The sequence below is a fragment of the Butyrivibrio proteoclasticus B316 genome (assembly GCF_000145035.1).
Taxonomy (GTDB): domain Bacteria; phylum Bacillota; class Clostridia; order Lachnospirales; family Lachnospiraceae; genus Butyrivibrio; species Butyrivibrio proteoclasticus.
Map to the genome: position 1 here is coordinate 40,662 of NC_014389.1, position 22,760 is coordinate 63,421.

The following is a 22,760-nucleotide window of genomic DNA, read 5'->3' on the forward strand; positions in this document are numbered from 1 at the left end:
CTGTGAGCGTGCCTTACTATACAACTTTGGTATTGTAGAAACCATTTCCGATGTCATCGGTCATGGTAGTTCATTTTTGACCGTAGTCTTTCTTTATTTTTTCGTAGCTGGTTGTTCTTCCTATAAGCTTTGCATATGGACTAAGTTTTATCTTTGAAGTTTTCATGTCTCTTGCCCTGCAGTATTCCTCCTGGGAAGCTTTTATAAGCTCAGCCATCTTAATGATGTCCTCAGCTGGGATCACAATGGAATGTCCGCTTTCCCACTCAGTGAACTTATCAGAAGGCACAACCCTTTCGCCATTCCACTGCTTTGGATCCTTTATCTTATCCCAGATATGTTTTCTTGTATATGGGGTAAAATGAAGATAGGAGCAGCTGAACCTGTCAAGCTCTATGGACGCGTAAGTTTCATTTACATATGTTATGTGCTTCCCATTTTCATCAACAGCATCATATAGGGTTCCAGCGTTGTTATACACAGGGCTTAAAAGATAAAACCCGTTGTTTGTAGGAGTATTACCGGTACTATAAGCCTTACGTCTAAACCAGGCCCTTAACTTCTTCTCCGTCTCATTCATTAGAACTTCACATGTTCCTTTCCTATGATCTTTACTACATCTGCAGAAAACACTGCGATCTCATCCCTGTACATTACGCTGTCATAACCTTCTTTGATGAACTTATTATAGTCACTTGCTTTAAGCCAGTAGCAATAATTGCCGTTTTCAGCCTTGCGTCTGGCTGCCTTTGCAGGGCTTAAAATAAAATCAACAGGTTCGCCATTGTATGGAAGGATATATGGGTTTGAAACATTGAGCTCCACCTCATATACATCGCCCTCACCTCGCTCTTTTGTAGCGTAATATTCTGCATTCTTCTTGTCTATGGAGAAATAGATGAGTCCGGAGCCAAGGGCTCCGGATTTGCTCTTTCTAAATTTCTTTATGTCTCCATAGTAGTCTGTTCCATGGTATGCTGTGTACATATTAGCCCTCCGCTGCCTTTGACGCCCATCTGATAAGTTCGGTAAACTCATCTTCCATAACATCTTCTCCGGCACTTCTTAAGATCTCTTTTATGCGCTCATCTACCTCAGCATCTGAAAATGTTTTATCATTAAGATAAGACACCCTGAGGTTATAAAGATCAGTATATGACAAAGAGAGTTCATGCTTTACAACGACAGCTCCTATGCGAGATGCCCATCTAATCTTGATAACATCGCCAAGGCATAACTTTTTGACATTACTCTCATTTTCCAGAGACCTTATCATTTCTTCCTGGCCATCTGCATAATAACTTTCATTATCTGTTATCACAGTGTCATATGTCTTTACAATAAGTCCGCCATCCAGCCCGTCTACACAAGGGGTAAAATCAAAGATGATTTCTTTTGCCTCTTTTTTGTTTAACAAGACATGCCATCTTGCAAGGAAGTCTTCAAGACATACTGTTCCGATCTCTTGGAACATGATTCCATAAAGAGTGACCGAATCTTCCTTAAGTTCATGGACGGTATCAATGATCTCTAAAAGAGATTTGTTTTCCTGCGCTATAAGCTCATCTACTGCTTTTCTGGCATACATGTAAGTCTCTGTAAAATAGTCGTAGACAAAGCCTTTTACGTTTTCAGGATCATCTTCATAAACGTCATTCTCAAGTTCTTCTGGTTCACAGATACATTTTACCACTTCGCAGAGCTCATCGGTAATATAAGACATTCTTGGATGCTCCTCGATATATGCAAGAGCTGCTTTATAATGATCATCCTCTGTATGCTCTGAAGGCTTGAATCCTGATTCTATAAGCCGCAGATCCACTTTCTTGTTAAAGCGAAATGCCAGGCTTACAGGCATATCCTTAATGTCCATGATCAGTTTATCCAGACCAGCGCCTTCTTTATCTATAAGCTTATATCTGTATGGAATGCCATCGATTACCGCCTCTTCTCTTACAAGTTCGTATCCAAAGAACAATGCAAATTCGCTTGCTTTCATGTTATTTTCCTCTCCTATCTGACATAAATATTTTTAACATTAAAAGCATGGATAATTTTGCGCAAAATAAATACAGCCTGAAATTCCAGGCTGTATCAGTTATCGTTCAATATCATCGATCTTTTTGTTTTTGGCAATGGTTCTTATCTGCAGCTGCATATTGGCGATCGCATCGGCAAAATAAGGTTCAATTTCATGAATAGTACGGCGCGTCATCGGGCCATTAAGACTCGCTTCTTTAATCTTAGGCTCGCTATTTTCTTGGAAATACGCCAATGTTTTTGTTGCTTTGTCCTTTGAAATATATTCCATTATTATCGTATCATTACGGTCCTTATCCTGCTTATATCTAATTGATATTCCCGCGAAGAGATTTTGGTTCTTAAATACCAGTTCTTCCATTTTCGATTCAAAAACAACGCCTTTCAGGCGGGTTACTTCATCTTTTGTATATGCTACTCCGGTATACTCAGCATGTTCTGTCGTTATGTCGACATATGCGGTCTTCAAATAGAACCCATAGTAGTTTTCATTAGTATTATCGCGTTGTAAAACCACGGTAAGATCAGGCGATTCTATTTCTCTAAAGTTTTTATCAAAGCCTCTTCCAATAGGCTCATCATCTCCCACATTTATTGTAATCGCAATAGTCCAATACTGATCTTCATTTTTAAAATCCAGCTTTGAAGATTGCACCCACGCGGCAATTTTAGGAGCCACATAAAATAGTCCGCTTGTAAGAGCATCTTCCATTGTTTCCTTATCGTAAAAACTGGATACAAATGCAATTGTTTTATCATGTACCAGTCTATTTGCGAGCTGGTAATCTTCTTGCGCATTATGTATCTCTTCAGTGTGCCCTTTGCGGATATTAACAGCTGATGTTAGATCATTGTAAAGTGCATCTCTGAACTGGTCTATATATTGTTTTTGAGTAAGTTCATCTACTGCTCTGCCCATAGGTCTATCTCCTTATTTCTTACTCCTGTTATGGTTCGCGGCAGATAAAATAAAAGAACCTTAGTTAATAAGGTTCTCATATTCGCTATCTGGCATATTTCCAAGTTCATCAACAAATTGTAAAAGCCAGTCACTGTTTAGTTTTGAAACCACGCACACGTAGTGTTTCATAAAGGGTTTGCCCTGAAAAATACATCCATGTGCCCAATCATCTGGGATATCTTTTTCTTTTACAATTTTATATTCAATTTTATTTTTTAAAAGCCAAGGCTCAAGTTTTTTAGCCATCATTCCAAAAACATTGGTTCTTGTTTCGTGAGCCTCATATTTAATTGTTGCGTTCATTCTTACTCCTATTTACAACTCATATTCTTTACTTTATAGGATGATTATACCAGATGATATTGTCATTTGATTTTCTGCACAGAATATCATTCTTTTATCCTGTCGGCGGACGCAAACCCCTCATATCTGTCTTTATGAATAATAGAGCCCTTTACCTTTATATCTTTCTGCCCGGTCTTTGGGTTGTATCTCATGGTACCACGCCTTATATGGGGCGATTTTTCAGTAGATGGATATTCTGAGCGCTCTTTGCCAAACATTGCAAATTTATTGATGCGTTCAAGCTCTTTGTCAGAGTACCTTATATCATAAAGCCTTATCATTCCGGCCGGAACATAGGCTTCATGGCTTATGCCATTGTTCTTCCTGGCAGTTACTTTCTCAGCATCTATTTCTTTGCCTTCTGATATTTTCTCTATATATTCCTGGAAACAATATAGTACGGCAGCAGCTATGTTAAGACTTTTATGTTTGCAGTTGTGTTTTCCATCACAATAGACGCACTGGCCGTTTTGCCCGCCATCACAGTCATGATCCCCTCTTGGGTGGCAGGTTGCACGACTTGCCAACAACATAGTATTTCCAGCAAGCTTTTCGTCATGTGATGAATTAAATGCGATTACAGCCTGCTCCTTTTCGTCAAATAGCTTTAAATAAAATTCAGAAATTCCATTTTGAGGATCTAGCATTTGAAGGTATGTTTTCTCACCTGTCCGGGAAAGAAAGAAACACATTTTCCTTTCAGCGCTTTCACCGTTTATGGTAATAACATAACATACATCCTGCAGTGCATTTTTAATAGTCCTATAATCAAGCTTTGCTTCGCCGTTTCTATATGATTTATAAAGTTCCGATTCAACAAGCAGCATTTTGGGATAAATATTTCCATCCTCCCAGGGGAACCCCTGACAGGTACGTAGTGATAAAGAAAACCTGATGCAAGTCACCATCGCCAATAAAAACGCATACAAATCGTCTAAATGGCCTTCGCCCTCTTGTAATAACGGTTTTATTTTTTCTCCTAGTCTTTCTTTCCACTTTTCTGCAATATATCTATCCTTAAACATTGCGTATAGCATGATATATACATATTCAAGCAAGGAATAAGGCTTTCCTTTTTTATTTTTTATACTGTCAGCCCACTTAAAATGAATATCTGTCCACGAATTGTCATCTTTATTTCTTCTTGCGCTGTTTAACAGCTTCATGTCTTTTTCTGGCATTTCTAAATCAAGTTCGGTTGTATCTCCGGCGTAGAAAACGTTGTTTCCTATATTGCCAGTATGGTAAGATGCATAAGGGTTTGATACTGTGCCCCAGTTGTCATCTACGCCCTCACAGAAGTTATAATATTTAAACTGCGGAAGGTTTTCTCTGTCGATATATTTTGGCATATTCATCATTCCCCTTCATAACTTAAATATTCGCCCGAGAGATAATAATCGAGTCTTTCCTTGGTTGTGGCTTTCATTGAAAAACCGATATCTCCCCAGAATGAAAACTCAATTCTGTCACAGCTATATTTCGAAGCTACTCTAAGACACTCTTTTACTGATTCAGGGCAGTTATATTTTTCAATTGCCCTTACTTCTTTCCCATCGACAATCTCGATACTGTGGTCCACTTCTGCAATATATGTGGTATCATCCATTTCGTCTCTGGGCTTTAGCTCCCTGACATACAGGGCCTTCCCCATTTCCTTAGTAGCAGCACTGCAGTTTATGACATACTGGATCCCTTCTTCGTCCATGACTTCAAACGGAATGGTAAGCGTGCCGATCTTTTTAACTGCCCTTATATCATCAAGGAGACTCTCCTTAAGATAAGTATAGGCATATTTTGACATCTTTTTCCTTCCTGCTTCCCAGGCTTCCAAAGAGCTAAGACTTACTTCGTATTTTTCAGCAAAGGCTTTTTGTGAAAGCCCTGTCTTTTCTCGAAGTGCCTTGACCATTTCGGGGATAAGCTGTCTTTGCATTTCATCTTCTCTTGGATCTTTGTTGTCAAAAACGTAACTTTCAAGGATACTGCCTTCCTGCAATCCTGATGATCTGTTAAATGCTTTTATAAGCAGTTTCGCAACCTCCTTATTCTCTTCAGCAAGTTCAGTCAGTGAGTTTCCACTGAGCATCTCTCCTGTATCGAGCATGAGTTCTTTACCTCCTGCCACCTGCCTTATTGCAAGGACAACCTTCATTGCTGTCATTGGATCATCAAACTTATCGCCAGTTGTGTCTCTTAAGAACTTACTTTCTTCTGCTGTAAGCATATTAAATATCTCGCTCATCAATATACCTCCATACCTTACTCAGTAAGGTTTGTAAATACATTTACATTACTTAGTAAGGTATCAGGATAAAATTAAGACCTATACGTTAAATCTCATAGGTTAATATTTTTATATTTATTTTCATTATCTTCTTTATATTATTTATACAAATAATTGCGCGCAGCAAAAAGCGCATGAGAACGTGCTTTTATTACACAACAGTACAAATGCCGCTATAAGTACATTCATGGAGATGCAGCACGCACAAGCGATAATTCTGAACATACCTTCCTTCCTTTTTGAAAACCAACATTAAATCCTAACTCTAGTATGGCTATTGCTAAAAGATAAACTGCAAAAAAATAAGAGCAGCAAGTGCTCTTATTAAGTATTTTATTCAGTTGTACAGATTAGCATATGATTTCAATGCCAGGCTTTCCATTTTCGGTTGCGAACTTCTTTTCCCAGATGCAGCAAATGGTCTTTTCTCTAAGCCATTTTGCGATCTCACCGGTTCCGCCTAAAAGGCCAAATTCGAGCTCGTTAGATCTGCAGTTATAAGTTGGCTTTTCAAGATGGACCTGATGGACACCATAATCATATCCATCAATGGCAAACTCCAAGATCGTATCGCTTTCGCTGATGTCACTAAGATCTGATGTAACAAATCTGTTGTAGCACATGGTCATTACATAAACCCAGGCTACATGATGCGTCTCATTAAGCTTTCTCAGATCCTCGATATTCTTTACGCCATACATTATGCTTTTGCAGCTTGCTGCCGCTTTTCCGATAGTACTTGCTTTTACAAACATCTTACGCACTCTCCTTACTTAACGAATCCCTAATGTCATCATCGATCTTATCTGCAAGAGCATTTAACTGCTCTCCAAGTTTTAAGATCTCTTCTTCGTGATTTTTAAGATAAGGATGTTTTTCTATCCAGCCTTCACGTCTAACTTTAGAGTTATAATCATTACAGATATCCCTAAAGGGGTTATATCTGCGTCCGGTGCGTCCGCATGTTGCTATAATGCGCACTCTTGTGATGTCATACTCCTTTGCCAGCTCGTCAAAAGTCTTCTTTTTCTGGTGCTTAAGATAGATTTCTTTAGCTTGTCTGTCCGTTAACCCGATATATTCCAGCATTTCCTTATATGTATTACAAACCTTTTCCGCTTTTCTCATTTTACACCTCCACATAACAGCCACATTTGGTATCCATTGTGATATCATCATATCCAAGTTCTTCAAAGGCATCATCGTAAAACGTTGCCATTGAATGGATCGCTACTATTGGCTGCATATCCTCTGTATATTCCTTGCGGGTTGTTAAAAGCTGGTCATACTTATCGGGATCCTTCCAGATCTTTTCTTCGAGAAACTTTTCAAGGGAGACAATTGTTCCACCTCTTTGAACGCATCTTGAAGTTCCTCTTCCGGCATCAAAGCCTTCGTCATAGTAATAGCCATCAAACTTGATATACTTAAGACCATCCGTCTTATCCTTGTATATCTGGAAGAACTCCTTTTCCCATACTGGCTTTATAAAGCAGAATGAGTGTCTCTTCCCTTCATCGTCGAGTGTTTTATCCCAGACGTCGCCTCCAAGCTTCTTGGAATGGAAGGCGAACGAAAAACCATCCGCCTTTGCCTTAAAAGCACTTACATATTCCGCCTCAACTGATATAAGGCCTCTTTCTGTATCTTTTTGCATATTATTCTCCTTAATTTAAAGTTCCTGCTGCCAGATTTCCGTTATGATGGCATCGTCATTTGAAGTATCCCATATATGACGCATAATCCTCATGTCAGATATAGGCTCGGTGTGGCCCTCAACACAAAGATTACCGCGCTTTGCAACTTTAAAAAGTGTTTCAGCCACTTCCCAGACGTCATCGAAATCATCGCCTTCGCAAATGTCAGAAATGGAATCTGCCTGAAGACAGTACCATGGCTTATCAGCCCCCGATTCAACAATCTCCTTTTCTCTTTCTGTCATAGAAAAATCTGGCTTTTTAAGCTCAGCCTGCATATCGCTCATAGTCGACATCCTCCTCTTTTTCTTCAATCTTTACAACCTTCATAAGCTGTCTAAGTCCAAGAGGAATCCTGGACATGATAAAATCTGCAGCTGTGATATCCTCAGAACCATTACTAATGTATGGTCTTTCGAGATTATCCTCAGAAGGACTCTCGAGAGTTGCTCCAAAATATTCCCCGGAGTAATCTGCGTCATAGCTTCCACTAAATACAAGCGTGTCTCTATCTATCTTTGAAAGTTCGATATCAGGATTACTGATCTCATCCATCTCTTCCAAGGCTTCTCTCATCTTTGTCTCGATGAGAGAATAAAACTTATTGGCATCTATCTCTATAGAAAATCCCTGCCTGAGCTTTCCCTTAATTTTTTTTCCCATTGTGTTCTCCTTTCTTTACCTGACATAAACATTGGTATAAAATAAGAATGGATTTTCTAAAATAAAATAAGTAAGGAGCAAACCCATGGCAAATCCATTTGATAAGTTTTACACCTGGGTATTTACTAAAAATATCAAAGTCGAAATGTACCTTCTTATTATCATCGTTCCTGTGACTTTACTTGGATTCTGGTTTGAGCAGGCAAGGTCTGTGTCAGAAGTTCTGTGTGTTATTGCATGGATATATCTGATAGGTAAGTGGATATACAAGATAAAGACATGAAAAACTGAGTAAATTAAAAGAGCAGGTGAGAAATCTCACTTGCTCTTAGTTTTCTTTTCTAAGATTTTATTTACCAGGCCGCCTGCAAGAATAATCAAGCAGGCTCCGCAGCATAAAGACATCGCAGCAATATCTCTTCCAAACAGGAATGTGGCAGTATCAAATGTTCCATCAAAGATAGGCCATATAAAATACAGCGTGGCAAGAGTTAATGTAATAGCTATACATGCAGCGCGTTTCATCCGGGTGGCATCATACTTCTTTTTATTCATTTTCTCTTATTCTCCTTTTTAATAATATTCATACCTGGTCTTAAGGTAATGGGAGCAAGCCCACCATCCATAATTTTTTAATACATAGTCTGCAGCCTTCCCAAAATCAGGAAATACTAATTTTTTATCATCCTTTGTAAGTTTGAATCTCTTTTTATTACCATCAATCCATGCATCATCAACAATATTAAAGATAGTACCTCTTTTAGACACATATCCCCGCATATCAAACGGATCACTCTTAAGAACCCCATCTTCATCCAGGTCCAGACATAGATACACTGCTTCTTTTCTGATATCTCCTTTTTCTTCAAGCCTTTTGGTGCGCGCATCAAATTCTTTGAGTCCTTCGATCATTTTGTCATGGCTGTCAAAAGCAAAGGGAGCCTTCCGGTATTTCTTTCCCTTCAGCCTCACATTTTCATTGTTATATGGAGCATTGTCAGAATGCTGGTAGTGTAATCCATATTTATCATAATAGCCAATTACATATATGCATGTCAACTCAGTTCCATCTTCCCCTTCATACCACCATAGTTCAGGGATATACTTCATCGTCTTTTTATTTCTTTTCATAGGCTATCCTCTTATACGTTATCTGCCATTACCTACTGGCAACACACCAGAGCGTCTTGCACTGTCATAAGAACCGACATATATCATCTTTCTTGGATTCTCGCTAAATCTTACCTCGTTAGATTCTGTAAAATACAGTGCTTCTAATAGAAACCTTCCATTTACACAGATACTTTTATCGCCGGCTTTAAGTTCATAATATGGATCAATATGTTCTTTTGTCACAATACTAGCCACATCATTTACATCTACCTTCAGCCGGCAGACCGCATCATCAAATGCTTTCTTTGAAAGGCAGTTTTCAAAAACTTCCAGTGAGCTTTCAATAGGAGCAAACTCTTCGTATTTATTAAGAAAGTCAGGCGTTTCATTATATATGTAGAGCCTCTTAAGGTCAGTAAAGCAGATGGAATCGCTGCATCTTATATATTTATGTAGCCCCGCTTCCCAGGCAGAGCTTTCCCTAAAGAGCTTCATTATGTAATGCTCAGGATTCATACCAGGGCTTGGAACGGATGGCTGTTCATAATATCTCCCCGCGTATGCATCTATAGTCTCAAAATCGAGAACCTGCTCTACTGCTTCTTCAGGACTTTCTGAATCCACGATAAATTCCTGTTCTGGTACAGTAACCACGTATTTCATGCGAATCCCTCCTATTCTTTTAGGATATCTTTTTCTTTGTTTTAACAGTTTTCTGCACAAAAATAGCGCTGCCAAAGGCAACGCTACTATTACTTAATACCATCTTCTTACGACATAGCCGTCATCAGTTTTAGTGATCTGAGTGTCCCAGTGCATCTCTTCCTCATCATCAGTCATCTGTCTGATATGTTCAGAGCCTGGGGCGTCAAGATCAGGATCCCTGTCTTCTTCCCATTCATTCCACCTATACATGATATACTCGATGAATTCTTCCTCGGTATAAAAGCTGTCATGCTCAAGAAGCACTTTTGCAAACTCCCTGTCGCTATCCCATCGGCCATCAATATCGCAAAATGTTCCCTCGCGTACTGATTCATGGAGTGATTCAAGATTTTCATCACAGGCCTGTAGGATGTTTAAAAGAGCAATAAAGTCTTCCTTTGAATCTACCAGGTCGTACTTCTCCCAGTTTCTTATAAGAAAATCTTTTACTTCGATTGGCTTTATCTGATTCTGCTTTATATACATAATTTTCTCCTTATTTACTTACTGAGGATGAGGAGTCTTTCAACTTCCTTCAAGATGTCCTCATCGGTTTTTAAAACCTTCTTTGGCTCAGATGCCTTCACTCCAAATATCTTCATGATATCATGATTTGTAATGTTTCCAAGCCGCTTTTCGTCCTTCTTATTCTCAGGTTCAAATCCTCCGATATTCCAGTATGCCAGTTCTCCATACTCTCTGCATGCTTCGATATCCTCGGGAAGAGTTCCTTCTCTGTCGGCTACGAACTTAAAGCTTCCATGTTTGGAGCCTTCTCCGATCTGCATATTGTAATAATGAAGACTACTTCCATCCTCTGACATAACAAGGCTGTCATGAGGGTAGATTCCGTAAGGTCTTACCATGTTGGTTTCCATATCCTTGATCCACATATTATTCTCCTTAGTTTACGACTTTGATCGACGCACACTGTAGTGCTGCCGCGTTCATATTTTTTCTTTTATTGACATGTTCTTTTACAAAAGCTGTTTTCCCGGTTTTAGTTTTTCTTATATGACTTCTTACCACCCATGAAGCACAAGTATACTTTCTAATACTCTGCTCAGTGTGTGCTTTTGGAGCTTTATCAGAGACAAAGCTGATGCCATTTAAAGTACGAATTCGTCTATTGTCCGAACTCTGGTATACTGATTTAATATTTTCACCCGACTTTTTCTTGACTGAAGTCTTGTTATTATTAAGAGCCAGGAGAACATTGACAATATGCGTCATACTCAACGCAGCTGAAGATGCTTTATCATAATCATCAGCGTATTTGCCGCCTAAAGTGTATATCTCCTTTGCTTTTTCCATTCTATTCCGATATAGGCGCAGGTATTGCTCCTGAAGCATTGGATCTGCGTGCTGCAAAAACTCGCTTTCAGTGATTGCCTGTATGTCATTCATGAAGTCGGTTTTCCAGACAATATCGCCTCCAACACCGCCATTTCCATCTTCATATGTAGCACTAATCAGACTCTCCCATGTGCCGCGGGCATACCAGTTTCCTTCATTGAAACCATATCTGCAGAACCGGATCCTGAAAGTCTTATCTTCGAGGTTAATCTCTTTAATATCCCAGGTTATATACCAGCCATGCTTAGCTCTCAAGGTACCGTGCTCGAATGGAGGAATGTAAGATAGCCATTGATCGTATTCTACCAAGGCGTTTTTAAAAAGTTCTTGTCTGAGATTATCAAAATCCAGTTCGGTAACGTCAATGTAATTCCGCCTTTTTACATCCGCTCTGCTTTCAACGATATTTTTATCGATGAGACACTTAGTAAGAAGACCGGCAAACTTATAGCCTGTAATAACCGACTCTTCTGTGGTAAAAGCATCAAAGTCGATAAAATCATTTTTGAAATCGTTGTTCATATTCTTTTCCTTTCCTTAAGAGACTTAATATCTCTAAACCTGGAATCATCATCCTCTGGATCCTCATTGTCCCACATACCAAATGCCTGGTCTGTTTTAAGGAACTTTTCGTATTCCTCTCCTGCAAGCTTTACGAATTTAGCTCTGATCATATCTGCAGCACTGTCTTTTGCAGCAATCTCTGCTGTAGACTTTATATCACACTGGCACTGCTCGATTGTAGTTTTTATGATCATATATCTGTCCATCTTATTCTCCTATCATTGGCATCCATACTGGCATATTTTTCATATAGTTCTCGGCCTGCTCTATGCTCGGAGTATCCTGGATTTCTCCATAAGAACAATACTTATTGAGTTTCTTGCACAGTTCCAACCACTGTTCTTTTGTTATCATATGTTTCCTCAGATCTCCTCATATGTCGCCATGGCGAGTGCTTCGCCAATCGGGCATCCGTTTCCATTAACTTCGTAAACTTCGTAGCGAAGGCTGTCTATTGGAAGCGCTCCATCATCATTTAGATGGTCAAAAAGGTCGCATATCTTATCGCCGGCATTTTCAACAGCCTCTTCTTTGGTCTTGTAGCCATAAACAAGTGGCTGATTTGCACACTCAATGTATGTACCATCTTTTACACCTGCAATCCTATTTGCTTTTTGTTTGATGATAAATCCAAATGTATTCGCCATTTTATTCTCCTCTCTTTTACCTGACATTAAAATAAATACTTTTAAGTTATGGCATGTTTTAAGCAAAATAAAAAGCAGCCCCATGTGAGCTGCTTTCCAATCATGCCGCCTTGCAAGATAATAACGCTTTTATAAATCAGAATGGTTTTAAAGTTATCCAAGATAAGCCCCGCGGCTACTTCCTGGGGATAAGCTTCTCTTCCAGTAAGAGACAGTTCCTTATCAAGCATCTTCTGGTAGACCTCTGCCGCGCTGTTTCCGAAATTCTCAAGATAATATCCTATGACAAGGAGCGTATCCTGTTCTTCAAATACGTCATTAGGATCCTTTGTAGAATGCCCCTGCATATTGCAGAGATAGTTTGATACAAAGTATTCTTCCTTTTCGTTCGCATGCTGATTTACAATTGCAAGCACGTTGTTAACAAAACCGTTATCTGTATTCAACCTAGCTGATTCTATCTCAGCCGTTTCAATTACCCATGGCTTTATATCCGCTGCCTTTGTCTTTGCTACTGATTCATTTGATTCATAAAAAGGAGACTTTCCACACAAAAAGGAGACTTTCCAGCGGGTTTACGTTCCACATAATCGCATTCAAATTCATCATCGCAATCAAATGGAATCATGAGCTTTGAATATTCGTTGTAAACTGCTCTTGCTAGATCAGGATGCTTTTTAACAAAATCTTTTGCATACATCTCTGCATATTTCGCATCAATATTCATTTGTTTATCCTCCTGTTCACCATACATTAACTGATATATATAAGTATGTTTTGTCTTAGGAAAGATAAAAATATGGCGCCGCTTTGCTACCCGGTCCAAAAGAAGCTTTCGCTTTTGAATATGAGCTTCGCTTTTCTTCAAATCATATTTTTATATTTTTATAAAAATAAGTTTGCGGTTGATAAAGATGTAAATCTTAAAACATAAACCTGCGGTACGTAAAAGAAACATTTAACGTATGACGATGTAAAATACATCTAGGAAAACTGCCTGGCACAAATGATGATGCCAGGCAGTTTTCTCACAATTATATAAATTTTTATCCAAGGTTCACATTGTTTTGATTTGTCTTATAATATTTCTTCCTTCCTTCACCGCTAATGATAAGATAATCATTTTCTACAAGATTATTAAGAATCTTATTCCTAAAATATGTAGAATCACTCACACCCAAATATGTAGTGATTTCTGTTGCTGTCCTTGCATTGTTATAACAAAATGAAAGAATTCTCTCATCATGTTTGCTTCCGTTTGGAACAGGAACATATATGAGATTTCTGGTAGGATCAGCTTCAACGCCTCCGTCATATGTAAGATCCGGAAGGACCAGTGTGAAATGATCGGAAGTTGAATAAATATATGGCCTATGCTTTTCATCTGCCTTTGAATAATCTTCTACTATTTTATCAAATCCTGTTCCGGCAGCTTCCATAACATTACATGAAACCAATATTCCACATATCAGTTCATTTCTTCTTTTTGAGATTATTGAAGAAAGATCATAGGTCTTTTCTGTCTTTGTACTCTGGAAAAAGCTTCCTGGTGACGATATCTCAAGTCGGTCTTTGAACATATCAACCTGAATCTGCGTACCATCAAGAAAGTAGTCTCTATGGGCGACTGCATTTATAAGTCCTTCAAACAATGCTCTTGCAGGATATGCATCAATGTTTATTCTTGAAGATGACTGCTTTACCATAGTATGGTTCATCCTCTGAGTTATGAAATCCTGCATATATTCGATGGTATCTGTTAGACATCCGGAAAATTTATTTACAGTGACTATCCTCTCACTACCTTTATTAAATCCAGAAAAAGCAGAACACTGGACTTCAGTCTTGTTATCCTTATAATCATCAGAGAATAAGACGGCACCATTTGCTAAATTCCTGTTCTCATCAAAAAATCCCAAAGAAGTAAGAGCTTTGTCTGATAGTTTTGTCCCTTTTGAATGTTCGTCATGAAATTTAAAGAGCTTGGAAAAATTGTCCCTTTTATACACTCGATCTGAAATGAGCGTATCATAAGCCTTGTTTTGGCTATTGATGCTCATTTCAATTATCTCTTCATATGTTGCTCCATTAGTAAAGCCTTCTCTCCTCATGTATATGGAAGGTATATTCTTAAACTTTACTATTACGGGTCTAACAGGTGATTTTTCTACTTTTACGGCTAATATAAAGAATTCTGTTTCTCTGACTTTATATGAAATAAAATCAATTTTATATGGAGGTCTTGGAGTAAGATGCTCATTTATCTGGTTGTTAAAATAATTCCTTTCATTATCAGCCTGTTTTCGTTCAAAGCCAATAAGGTTATTGGTCTTATCATCAACACCAATATACATGGTTCCGCCTTCAGCATTTGCAAAACCGGCTATTGTTTTTATCCATCCTTCTATGTCATCCCTGTTAAGGCGTTGTTTACATTCAATTTCTCTGCTCTCAAATGCATTACCATTAAGAATTTCCTCTAAAAACATGCTAAAATCCTCCTATTGAGTACTTCAAAAGCCACTTCAATAATACTTCAATATTCACTTCAATGCTACTTCAATAAAAACTTCAGAACCACTTCAATACAATTTATTTTGATTATATACTTAAATGTTCTTAAAAGATAATTTTTTAGGTTAATGACCGGTTTGAAGATTATCTGGCAAATATACTCAAATAGTACGTAAAATAGATATTTTACGTACCGTTAAATAGCTTAAATGCGTCACTTAAATTTTTAGCCATTCCAGGCATTCAGTATACGTAATTTCCCAAGATAAAATACGTACCGTAATTTTGCGTTTTCAGATAGCTATTTTGTGTTATTATAGGGTTGGGGATTTGAAAAAAAGAAATTTGAAAAGGGGATATGCCGGCGGCCCCGCCATGGCATTTTTATTTTTGTGGCTAATAAAACAACTGTTGCTCTTACACAAGATCAGTATAAAGAAATGATCCAGACAATCCGTGAAGGCGGAATAGGGTTTCGAAAAAACGATCGCATCGCAAATGCTCTTGTCCTGGAAGCGAATCTCGGACTTCGTATCGAAGACATTCTCAATCTTAAATTAAATGATATTATACCGGATGGTGACAGATACAGATTAAACATCGTGGAGCAAAAAACTAAAAAGAAAAGAAGCTTTACGGTCCCATTCCCGATCTACCAGTATATCAAGTTGTATGCTATGGAAAACGGGATCGGGCCAGATGAACGTCTCTTTGCCATTTCAGAAAGGAATGTGCAGAAATATTTACAAAAGGTTTCAGGCTACCTCGGATACGATAATATCGGCACTCATTCGTTCAGGAAGTTTTTTGCGACAGAAATTTATCTTAATAATGATTACAATATTGTTTTAGTGCAGCAACTGCTCCAACACAGCTCTGTTGCTATAACTCAGCGATATATAGGTATCACATCCGAGATGCAGGAAAAAGCACTTCTTGGTCACATACAACTTCTTTGAAAAATTTTAAAATGAAATGATACATAATAATTTATGGAAATAAAAAAAGCGGTCACACAAAAGTGTAACCGCTGCGCTTAGAACTCATTCTACTTGATTATTCTCCGATTTACGATCATAATACCGCAAGCATTAGACGTAACTCAAATCTGCGTACTTATTATCCATACAAATTAACTAACGTTAATTTTATGATTTCATTATAGCAGATATTTTCAAAAATGCAAATTTATTTGCTCATTCTCCCTTTCTGTCTGAAGCTGTTGTGCCTTCTGCGTAATCAGCTTCTTTTATACCGTTGCTTCATATAGGAGTTTATCTCCTACATGGACCTGTTTAACGCCGATTTCTTTGTTCTTGTTGAAATTAAAGCTGAGCATATAACCTGTATCAAGTCCGAAGTAATCCAGGTAATCGCTTATCTGTTCCTCTCCGCTTTCATTATAACGCTCTCCGTGCCATATCTTAAGTTCAATTATATACTGCTGTCCCAGGTAATCGATAATTACATCGGTCCGCTTCTGGTCTCTGGTCTGAGCTTCGATATAGTAATTACCTGTACCGTTGATGACAGGCTTTACATACAGAAGGAAAAATTCTCTTCCGTCTTTTTCCTTGAACTTTTCTTCAAGCTCACCATATATCTGATGATAAGTTTCTACAAAATGTTCCAGAATAAGACGCACATTAAGCTTTCCATTCTCAACAAAAATATTTCTATTAAGATCACCTTCTCTGAAGAATACATTACTCTTCATTTCTTCCTCTGAAAGGAAATAATTATATAGCATAGTCTCAAATATTCTATTTGAAACCTTTACTGTATTATGGTCATTTCTTATAAGTCCATACATTTCCATCTGAACTATTGCATCCTGTTGACCATTCCATGTAAGTCTTGTACCTTCCATAAGGATACTTCTAATGGTCTGCTTGAGTTCCGGAAGGTTATTTAGGTTCTTAGTAAGTGACTGGAACAAAGTATTATTCTCTGAAAGAATAAGCTTTACAGCTTCATCCAGCCCCCACTGAGTCCATATCTTATCGGCACTAATTTTGTCTTTTACACTAGTATCCAGAAGTTCGCATATTCTGCTAACAAGGAAAGGATAACCATTCGTGTAGTCTCTGATCATCTTTGCCATAGCTGCACAATCCATCCCTGTACCATGATCTGCCTCATATTCCTGAAGCATGTTCCTAATGCCATCTTCAGAAAGGCTCATGTCTACATTGAAATCAGCTGCAATATTCCATGGACTATTTTCTTTTGATTCATCTTCAGGACGAATCTTATTCTTTAAATGCTTTACATCTGTAACGCCTGCCAAAATCACAGATTGAAAAGTTCTAATACCGTCTCTGTCACGACTGATATATTTATCCCTAAGCTGGGCTAAAAAATCCAAAAACACTTGATTGTTCGTAGCTGTATCAACTTCATCAATAATCAGAACTATATCTCTTTCAGAAGCCTCGCACCATTTCATGAGTTCATCAAATAACTCTCCTAACCTAGCTTTAGGCTCTTCGCTATCCTTCCATTTTTCTATCGTTCCAATGATACAGCTCATATCTACGTTATCAAGTTTCCTACGATTGCATAAAAGCCTACAAAACTCCTGAACAAATTTTTCTTCGGTAGAAAAACCTGATTCTCCAATGCTTTGAAAGTCCAAGAAAAGAACATCATATTCTTCAGATAGATTTTTTCTAAGAGCAGTTAGCGTCGTGGTTTTTCCGTACTGTCTGGCTCTGTTTATGGTAAAGTATTTTCCCTGATCTACGAGCTCTTTGATCTCCTTAACACGCTCTGTAAGGTCAACCATATAATGTTTAGTTGGAATACAAACTGCTGTCGTATTGAATGTTTTCACTAGTTTCTCCCTTGTGATACATCATTACCCTGCATCATAGCTATACAAATAATATAACACGCAGACTTTTTTCGTACAAACTTAAATACCTGCGCATATCATTAAGGATTGCATTTCTTACATGCTTTATACTTCTGTGCAATGATTGAGTCCCTGCTTTCTGATGAAGTCGCATAATTCTCAGGAGCAATTTTCTTCACTTCGTTACAGCTTGGTCTGTGGAACTTCTGGGTATTAGTATTAAGCACATAAGTTTCGGAAGTCTGCTGCTGTTCTGGAATGTCATATGTATTAAAGTTATCTGCGTTACCGGCGCCGCCTGCTGTCTGATTACTGTTGTCCGCCTCTATTGTAGGCGCCTCAGAAGGAGCTTCTGCAGGAACGTTTTCTTCTACCTTGGGTTCTGCTTTCTCTTCTTTTACCTCAGACTTTTCCTCAGTAGCCGCTGCCACCGCCTCTTCTTTTTCTGCCTCTTCCTTACTGTTTTCAAGTGCTGCAGTATCTTCCGAACTTGCCTCAGATGCAGATTCGGTCTCTTCCATGGCAGGAAGTGCTCTTGCAAGCTCCTGCGCGCTCTCCACAGCTGAAAATTCCTCAGATGCTTCAATGCTTACTTCTTCGCCCGCTTCTGCAGACACTTCTTCAGGCGAAGCTGCTACGATAGATACAAAACCTGCTACAGCAAGGAATACTCCTGCTGCAATCGATATTGATCTGGTCTTATACTTATCTGGCAAATGCTCAAATACTTTCTTTCTTAGTGGGGAAATATAGATTCCCAGTGCCATGACAAGGATACCGCATATGATATCCCCGCTTGTGAATGCGCCAAGTGACGCAAGCATAAACATAGAACCAAACGCCCACTGGCAGACTCCCTTTAACTTTCCTGATTTCATAATATGTTACTCCTCTTTCTCTTTCCTTTGTTACTGTATATCAAGCGCCAAGTATTCGCTTAAATATCTTATAGTTCCTATCATCCCCAGGTGGGCAGTACACTGCAAATTCTATCTTTTCAAATATGCCTGGGAACATTGCAAGAGCATCTTTATATGCCTTTGCTACCACTTCAGGGTTATTTTTAAATGCTCCACATCCAAACGCGCCAAGGATCAGAATATCTACCCCATGGTGAGCTGCACATGTAAGCATATGGACTGCTCTCTTTACATGATATCCATACTGGGCAGCATCATCCAGGTGCATTCTTGGAGTGCTGTTGTTTGGAGCAGCCATGGTGATCACATCCACTATCGCCCAATTGCTTTTTGTAAGGCGTTTTGGAATTTCGTCATCTGTTTTGCAGATCACTATCTCCTCTGAATAGATAAGTGAATCCGTTGCTACAGGAATACCTAGCTCGCAGTGATAGCCGTAAAATGAATCACGTATCTCCCTGCTGTTTAATACAGGATACAAAGTAGTTGATCTGCATAAGCTCTCTTCTTGAGCTCTTGACCCCCTGGTAACACCACCTCCCGGAGTAAATGCGTTTGCAAAGTTAAGCACCGCAATCTTCTTATTAAGGTTAGCGGCATACATGTCCTGAGCTGCCTTTACAGTCTTTTTGTCAGATACCGTAACAACGGTCTTTTTAGAACCTTCGTCATATTTAGGATATACATACTCCCAGTACACAGATGAACTCGCCATGGATTTTCTGACCGAGCTTTTAAGTGTTGGATCCGTCATTGTCCATGTAAGTGTATCCTGGAACGCTTCAATTCTTTCTTCTACTGTTGCCAATTATTATTACTCTCCTTTGTCTACCTTTTATGCTGATATCTGGCTGCCTTACAACAATGTAACACATCTATCAGAATGTCTGATCCCGTGGACTGTCTGACCTATAGCCCAGGAAGTATCCGGGATCTCATCTCCAACTATTACCTGCCTTTTTACAACAAAATCAAAATAATAGCCGCCAATACCTGTGTAAACTTTTGTGATGACACCTTCCCTGAAGCTGTTTAAGATGATCCTGGATTCCTTTGCAAAAGTGCTCTCATGGATGCGAATGTGGTCGCCCACACTATATTTGCTGTCGACCTTCTCGCTTATTACGCATCGGTGCGGAATCTTACCCGTACATATTGATAGCCTGCATTCCCACAGGTAGCCTTTTCTTTTTATGAGCTTGCTCTTATCTCCGCATACCGGGCAGATATCTTCGCCAATAGCTTCTTCTTTTATTCTTTCTTTTTCATATGCATAATCTCCAAGCTCATAGCCAGGATACTTATTCTTATTCTCCACTTTTGATATTTCCTTTACAAAATCATAGGCCTGCTGCCTTATCATTTTCCAAAAAGAGGATCTTTCCATTTGTTTTCTGCTGATCTGATAGCCTTTACCATCTTTTCAAGCAGTAATGTATATTTGATCTTATCTTTGTCTTCAAACCACTCTCTTTTGCTATTTTCTTTAAGCTGCTGCAGTTTTAAAATTGCTTCAGGTTTGTAGAATTCTAAGTACTTACTTTCTGATTTAGCTAATTTCTCAAAAAATTCTTTGTAGTGATCCACCTCTGATGTATCGCCAGTGTAGTATACATACATGATGTATGCTCCAAGAACAGCTTCTTCTTCCTTTTCTGAGTGAAGCATGAGCCTTGTTATGATTCCTAATGTCTGATCACCTGCTGTGCACACTACATTCATAAGATCAAGTGCCTTATCATTAGATAGCGGTCCTGTTCCCCAAGTTCCCATTCTGGTTCCTCCGTTCAAATTTACTATTTTATCTTTTATTCTACAAATCCATTGATCTGCTGTCTTACCAGGCGATCTATGATAAGTTCTCTATCCATACCTGAATATGAACTTTCTTTTCCGTATTTTTCTTTGTTTTCCATATAGCACCTGCTGCAATACGGCTTGTCTTCGTCTTTTAGTAGAACAAGCTGCCCACCGCACAGTGGACACTTGTTGTCATCCTTTGGAAGATCTTCTGAGATGTAAGCATCAGGATATTCTGGCAAGAACTCCTGCCCCCAGTTCATTTCAGTTAGCTTCACTTTTATGTTCCTCCAAACGTTTCTTTTGCAGGCCCATAAAATCGCCTACGTATTTGCCCTTAAAATGCGCATATCTTAGCTCGCAGTTAATGTATATAAGATATGTTGCTAGTTCATCGTTATTCTTGTCCTTATGTTCCTTGTCATAGTACCAAGCATAGCTATCAGCTTCTCCAAAGGTATCAAAGTATGCTTTTCTTACCTCTAAAACCTCGGTGATAGGTCCAATAAAGAAGATGTGCACCAAGTGAAGACCTACGTTGCCTGCCTTGTCGATAGATTTTTGGAATTCTTTTTTCATAAAGTCGTTTGGCTCTATGTCAAAGGTCCCTGTTATGATGTTGGGATCGCCGGTTTTGTTGTTTGCATTCATAATATTTGCAAGTTCCTTCGTTTACTTTAGTTATTATTCTATACTATTTTTACCCTCATATATTTTTCTGCACAAGTGAAATTTTTCTGCACACTTTGTCTTTTGTATTGTGCGAAAGATATCCGGCGGTTATGCTATGCCATATTATCATTAAATGCACGGCCCGTAATCATGATTAAATCCCCGCTTTATTACTGTTAACGAGGATAAAGAAAGGATTTAAAATATGCTTAAAAGACTTATAAATTATCTGGCGAAAAAACCCTCCCAACGAAGTCGGTGGTGGTAGTTTAATTGTATAGCTCAGGCTGCATTTAACTTAAGGTAAGTACGCCCTGGATTATAGCCCGGAGACGTCTTTTTATATATTCTTTCGCTTAACTTCTCATTCCAGAGAGCTTCTTTTATTTTGGTCCCGTGGGTAAAACCATGGATAACACAAATATCATAACCTTCTCTGTCGACTGCGATAAGATTCTTTAAGAGTCTTGTAGCCTCTTTTACCGAAAGGCCGTGCATATCAACAGTAATGAGTTTTGCTCCGCCTTCCTCCGAAAGAACTATCCTTTTAAGTTCGCCTTTTGAAAATAAAAACATCATTCGTTCGCTCATGCTACAGCCCTCCTCTCATACATTTCGATGTATTTTCTTGCGTTTTCTCTGAAAATCTCAGGCCTTACCCACTTTTTATTTATCCACTCAAAGTCATAATTTGACGGGATTCCCAACTTTTTAAGTTCACCCAGGAACTGCTCATCCTTATCATGATGATCAAGCCCTACGTACCAGCAGTAATAGTGGCAGAGCTCGTGGATGAGAGTTATTACAAGCATCTCCTTATCTTCTTTAAGATCAGGTGCTATCTGGATCTTAAGTTTTGGATGATTAAGAACATCCATCCATGGAAGGTCCCTGTCATTTACGCCAACAGCAAAACCGTATCCTTCAAGACTCTTATATCCGTCGTATTCACAGTACAGATCATCATCAAGGCAGCAGTAGTCATCATTCATCTGCATATCAAACAGGCCCATGGCATCAAACCTGCAGTCTGGCTTCTTAAATTCGATATCAATTGCCGGGATGTTCTCAAACAGCTCTTTTAAGTAAAATTCTTCCATTTTTCTTAATTCTTCATTTGTCATGTTCATTTGCATGTCCTCCTATATAGTTCCGAAAAGCGCAACCCTATATGGTTGCCACGCGGAGTCTTAAATCTGATGTTTATAACTCCTTTAATAGTTAAGTAATTGAGCAGGGTACTTTTTCCGGTTTTTTGGAAAGAAAATAAAAAATCTTCCTATCTTCCTAAGTGAATTTTTGGATCCAAATTCCGGGGATTTTAAAAAATAATTCCCTAATATATGACCAATTTCGCAACCCCTCCTGATAGCCAGAGGTTTTTCCTTCACTTATTCCCACTAAGAGACAGCTTTATACAACCTCAGATGCAAAAAAAATGTTTCCCTATATAATGACGAAAAGCGCAACCCCTCAGCTATATATGTGATTTAAAAAACGAAAATTTCGGTTTTCTGTCGCTTTTTTAATATGGGAAGGAAGTTTAAAATAAGAAAAATAAAAGCCCTTCTATAACTCCTAATTACAGAAAGGGCGATTTTGGACGAGAATATTTGAAA

The 22,760-nt window shown here is 38.6% G+C and carries 35 protein-coding genes; 2 read left to right on the forward strand and 33 right to left on the reverse strand.

What is annotated here, in order from left to right:
• Positions 1-70: 70 nt before the first annotated feature.
• From BPR_RS16620 to BPR_RS16675, 12 genes are all read right to left on the reverse strand, one after another.
• Entirely contained in the window at positions 71-580 is a 510-nt protein-coding gene (locus BPR_RS16620; protein ID WP_013282650.1) for a hypothetical protein, read from the reverse strand.
• Positions 580-987 (reverse strand): ADP-ribosyltransferase-containing protein, encoded by a 408-nt coding sequence (locus BPR_RS16625; protein WP_013282651.1) that lies wholly within the window; start codon positions 985-987, stop codon positions 580-582. Before BPR_RS16625 ends, BPR_RS16620 begins: the two co-directional genes overlap by 1 nt.
• Before the next feature lies 1 nt (position 988).
• Positions 989-1,999 (reverse strand): hypothetical protein, encoded by a 1,011-nt coding sequence (locus tag BPR_RS16630; protein ID WP_013282652.1) that lies wholly within the window; start codon positions 1,997-1,999, stop codon positions 989-991.
• A 99-nt stretch (positions 2,000-2,098) separates the two neighbouring features.
• Positions 2,099-2,959, reverse strand: coding sequence for an RNase A-like domain-containing protein (locus BPR_RS16635; protein WP_013282653.1), 861 nt, complete (start codon positions 2,957-2,959; stop codon positions 2,099-2,101).
• A gap of 60 nt (positions 2,960-3,019) precedes the next feature.
• Positions 3,020-3,304 (reverse strand): hypothetical protein, encoded by a 285-nt coding sequence (locus BPR_RS16640; protein WP_013282654.1) that lies wholly within the window; start codon positions 3,302-3,304, stop codon positions 3,020-3,022.
• A gap of 86 nt (positions 3,305-3,390) precedes the next feature.
• On the reverse strand, positions 3,391-4,698 hold the full coding sequence (locus BPR_RS16645; protein ID WP_013282655.1) for a hypothetical protein: 1,308 nt from the start codon (positions 4,696-4,698) through the stop codon (positions 3,391-3,393).
• A gap of 5 nt (positions 4,699-4,703) precedes the next feature.
• On the reverse strand, positions 4,704-5,591 hold the full coding sequence (locus BPR_RS16650; protein ID WP_013282656.1) for a helix-turn-helix domain-containing protein: 888 nt from the start codon (positions 5,589-5,591) through the stop codon (positions 4,704-4,706).
• A gap of 392 nt (positions 5,592-5,983) precedes the next feature.
• Complete coding sequence (locus tag BPR_RS16655) at positions 5,984-6,388, reverse strand: hypothetical protein (protein ID WP_013282658.1); 405 nt, start codon at positions 6,386-6,388, stop codon at positions 5,984-5,986.
• A gap of 1 nt (position 6,389) precedes the next feature.
• Positions 6,390-6,761: a hypothetical protein gene (locus BPR_RS16660; RefSeq protein WP_013282659.1), complete on the reverse strand. Its 372-nt coding sequence runs from the start codon at positions 6,759-6,761 to the stop codon at positions 6,390-6,392.
• A gap of 1 nt (position 6,762) precedes the next feature.
• On the reverse strand, positions 6,763-7,290 hold the full coding sequence (locus BPR_RS16665; RefSeq protein WP_013282660.1) for a hypothetical protein: 528 nt from the start codon (positions 7,288-7,290) through the stop codon (positions 6,763-6,765).
• A gap of 15 nt (positions 7,291-7,305) precedes the next feature.
• The gene (locus BPR_RS16670) at positions 7,306-7,617 is read right to left on the reverse strand and encodes a hypothetical protein (protein WP_013282661.1); all 312 of its coding nucleotides are present in this window, start codon (positions 7,615-7,617) and stop codon (positions 7,306-7,308) included.
• Positions 7,598-7,993: a hypothetical protein gene (locus BPR_RS16675; RefSeq protein ID WP_013282662.1), complete on the reverse strand. Its 396-nt coding sequence runs from the start codon at positions 7,991-7,993 to the stop codon at positions 7,598-7,600. The genes BPR_RS16670 and BPR_RS16675 overlap by 20 nt, the downstream gene beginning before the upstream one ends.
• An 85-nt stretch (positions 7,994-8,078) precedes the next feature.
• On the opposite strand from BPR_RS16675, the gene BPR_RS16680 reads away from it, so the two are divergent.
• Positions 8,079-8,276 carry a hypothetical protein gene (locus BPR_RS16680; RefSeq protein ID WP_013282663.1) on the forward strand — a complete coding sequence of 66 codons (198 nt, stop codon included), beginning with the start codon at positions 8,079-8,081 and terminating at the stop codon, positions 8,274-8,276.
• A 35-nt stretch (positions 8,277-8,311) separates the two neighbouring features.
• On the opposite strand, the gene BPR_RS16685 is transcribed toward BPR_RS16680, so the two are convergent.
• The 12 genes from BPR_RS16685 to BPR_RS20465 all read right to left on the reverse strand — a co-directional run bounded on the left by BPR_RS16685 (position 8,312) and on the right by BPR_RS20465 (position 14,867).
• Positions 8,312-8,548: a hypothetical protein gene (locus BPR_RS16685; RefSeq protein ID WP_013282664.1), complete on the reverse strand. Its 237-nt coding sequence runs from the start codon at positions 8,546-8,548 to the stop codon at positions 8,312-8,314.
• A gap of 18 nt (positions 8,549-8,566) precedes the next feature.
• Complete coding sequence (locus BPR_RS16690) at positions 8,567-9,124, reverse strand: hypothetical protein (protein ID WP_013282665.1); 558 nt, start codon at positions 9,122-9,124, stop codon at positions 8,567-8,569.
• Positions 9,125-9,142: 18 nt separating this feature from the next.
• Positions 9,143-9,769, reverse strand: a complete 627-nt coding sequence (locus BPR_RS16695) for a hypothetical protein (RefSeq protein ID WP_013282666.1) — start codon at positions 9,767-9,769, stop codon at positions 9,143-9,145.
• A gap of 93 nt (positions 9,770-9,862) precedes the next feature.
• Entirely contained in the window at positions 9,863-10,297 is a 435-nt protein-coding gene (locus tag BPR_RS16700) for a hypothetical protein (protein WP_013282667.1), read from the reverse strand.
• A gap of 14 nt (positions 10,298-10,311) precedes the next feature.
• A complete protein-coding gene (locus BPR_RS16705; protein WP_013282668.1) occupies positions 10,312-10,704 on the reverse strand; it encodes a hypothetical protein in 393 nt (130 codons plus the stop codon).
• A gap of 10 nt (positions 10,705-10,714) precedes the next feature.
• Positions 10,715-11,689 (reverse strand): hypothetical protein, encoded by a 975-nt coding sequence (locus tag BPR_RS16710; RefSeq protein WP_013282669.1) that lies wholly within the window; start codon positions 11,687-11,689, stop codon positions 10,715-10,717.
• Positions 11,686-11,937 carry a hypothetical protein gene (locus BPR_RS16715; RefSeq protein WP_013282670.1) on the reverse strand — a complete coding sequence of 84 codons (252 nt, stop codon included), beginning with the start codon at positions 11,935-11,937 and terminating at the stop codon, positions 11,686-11,688. Before BPR_RS16715 ends, BPR_RS16710 begins: the two co-directional genes overlap by 4 nt.
• 1 nt (position 11,938) lies before the next feature.
• On the reverse strand, positions 11,939-12,085 hold the full coding sequence (locus BPR_RS20830) for a hypothetical protein (RefSeq protein ID WP_154649892.1): 147 nt from the start codon (positions 12,083-12,085) through the stop codon (positions 11,939-11,941).
• Between the two features lie 8 nt (positions 12,086-12,093).
• On the reverse strand, positions 12,094-12,378 hold the full coding sequence (locus BPR_RS16720; protein WP_013282671.1) for a hypothetical protein: 285 nt from the start codon (positions 12,376-12,378) through the stop codon (positions 12,094-12,096).
• 41 nt (positions 12,379-12,419) lie between these two features.
• Positions 12,420-12,932, reverse strand: a complete 513-nt coding sequence (locus BPR_RS16725; protein ID WP_042258490.1) for a hypothetical protein — start codon at positions 12,930-12,932, stop codon at positions 12,420-12,422.
• Entirely contained in the window at positions 12,890-13,105 is a 216-nt protein-coding gene (locus tag BPR_RS16730) for a hypothetical protein (RefSeq protein ID WP_042258493.1), read from the reverse strand. The genes BPR_RS16725 and BPR_RS16730 overlap by 43 nt, the downstream gene beginning before the upstream one ends.
• A 319-nt stretch (positions 13,106-13,424) precedes the next feature.
• Positions 13,425-14,867, reverse strand: coding sequence for an ATP-binding protein (locus BPR_RS20465; protein ID WP_013282674.1), 1,443 nt, complete (start codon positions 14,865-14,867; stop codon positions 13,425-13,427).
• Between the two features lie 417 nt (positions 14,868-15,284).
• Here BPR_RS20465 and BPR_RS16740 point away from each other — a divergent pair, with 417 nt between their 5' ends.
• The gene (locus tag BPR_RS16740) at positions 15,285-15,851 is read left to right on the forward strand and encodes a tyrosine-type recombinase/integrase (RefSeq protein ID WP_081441828.1); all 567 of its coding nucleotides are present in this window, start codon (positions 15,285-15,287) and stop codon (positions 15,849-15,851) included.
• Between the two features lie 290 nt (positions 15,852-16,141).
• On the opposite strand, the gene BPR_RS16745 is transcribed toward BPR_RS16740, so the two are convergent.
• The 9 genes from BPR_RS16745 to BPR_RS16785 all read right to left on the reverse strand — a co-directional run bounded on the left by BPR_RS16745 (position 16,142) and on the right by BPR_RS16785 (position 22,271).
• The gene (locus BPR_RS16745; protein ID WP_013282676.1) at positions 16,142-17,728 is read right to left on the reverse strand and encodes an AAA-like domain-containing protein; all 1,587 of its coding nucleotides are present in this window, start codon (positions 17,726-17,728) and stop codon (positions 16,142-16,144) included.
• Between the two features lie 101 nt (positions 17,729-17,829).
• On the reverse strand, positions 17,830-18,627 hold the full coding sequence (locus tag BPR_RS16750) for a hypothetical protein (protein WP_013282677.1): 798 nt from the start codon (positions 18,625-18,627) through the stop codon (positions 17,830-17,832).
• A 40-nt stretch (positions 18,628-18,667) separates the two neighbouring features.
• Positions 18,668-19,477: a TIGR02452 family protein gene (locus BPR_RS16755; protein ID WP_013282678.1), complete on the reverse strand. Its 810-nt coding sequence runs from the start codon at positions 19,475-19,477 to the stop codon at positions 18,668-18,670.
• A gap of 48 nt (positions 19,478-19,525) precedes the next feature.
• A complete protein-coding gene (locus tag BPR_RS16760) occupies positions 19,526-20,032 on the reverse strand; it encodes a hypothetical protein (RefSeq protein ID WP_042258496.1) in 507 nt (168 codons plus the stop codon).
• On the reverse strand, positions 20,029-20,442 hold the full coding sequence (locus tag BPR_RS16765) for a DUF4259 domain-containing protein (protein WP_013282680.1): 414 nt from the start codon (positions 20,440-20,442) through the stop codon (positions 20,029-20,031). Before BPR_RS16765 ends, BPR_RS16760 begins: the two co-directional genes overlap by 4 nt.
• A gap of 35 nt (positions 20,443-20,477) precedes the next feature.
• Positions 20,478-20,747 carry a hypothetical protein gene (locus tag BPR_RS16770; RefSeq protein WP_143754379.1) on the reverse strand — a complete coding sequence of 90 codons (270 nt, stop codon included), beginning with the start codon at positions 20,745-20,747 and terminating at the stop codon, positions 20,478-20,480.
• Positions 20,734-21,120 carry a hypothetical protein gene (locus BPR_RS16775; protein WP_013282682.1) on the reverse strand — a complete coding sequence of 129 codons (387 nt, stop codon included), beginning with the start codon at positions 21,118-21,120 and terminating at the stop codon, positions 20,734-20,736. Before BPR_RS16775 ends, BPR_RS16770 begins: the two co-directional genes overlap by 14 nt.
• A 303-nt stretch (positions 21,121-21,423) precedes the next feature.
• On the reverse strand, positions 21,424-21,732 hold the full coding sequence (locus BPR_RS16780) for a hypothetical protein (RefSeq protein WP_013282683.1): 309 nt from the start codon (positions 21,730-21,732) through the stop codon (positions 21,424-21,426).
• Entirely contained in the window at positions 21,729-22,271 is a 543-nt protein-coding gene (locus BPR_RS16785) for a hypothetical protein (protein ID WP_013282684.1), read from the reverse strand. Before BPR_RS16785 ends, BPR_RS16780 begins: the two co-directional genes overlap by 4 nt.
• Between the last annotated feature and the right edge of the window lie 489 nt (positions 22,272-22,760).